Origin of the sequence: Nodularia chucula CCY0103, from assembly GCF_963923915.1 — a bacterium.
GTDB lineage: Bacteria > Cyanobacteriota > Cyanobacteriia > Cyanobacteriales > Nostocaceae > Nodularia > Nodularia chucula.
Genome location: NZ_CAWUOL010000239.1, coordinates 1 through 359, shown reverse-complemented (window position 1 = coordinate 359; position 359 = coordinate 1). Strand labels below are relative to the sequence as shown.

Annotated in this window: 1 protein-coding gene; it reads left to right on the top strand. The window is 34.3% G+C overall.

The window, feature by feature from the left end:
• A partial coding sequence (locus tag ACM0OP_RS24400; protein ID WP_414530981.1) for a DUF4277 domain-containing protein occupies positions 1–359 on the top strand: 359 nt, incomplete at both ends.

Sequence of the window (359 nt, the reverse complement as noted above, 5' to 3'; positions counted from 1 at the left end):
AATAAACGGGTTAGGATTTGTATCAAAACCCTTATATATGTTTCCCCAATATTTTGAAACAATCGCCTGTGAGCATCTAATAGGAACAGGAGTAAAACCAGAATATCTCAATGACGATAAACTGGGGAGAGTCATGGATAAACTGTTTATCAAAGGATTGAATACAATATTTTTTATCATAGCTGTAAAAGCCGCGCAAAAATTTGGAGTATCACTGTCAACGTCACATCTAGATTCATCATCAATGCACGTACATGGGCAGTATAACACCAGCTTACCAGAAGTAATATTTGAGAGTCAAAAAGTAGTCAATAATCAAGAATTAGAAGAATTAGCAGTAAAATCACCAAAAGAGATAA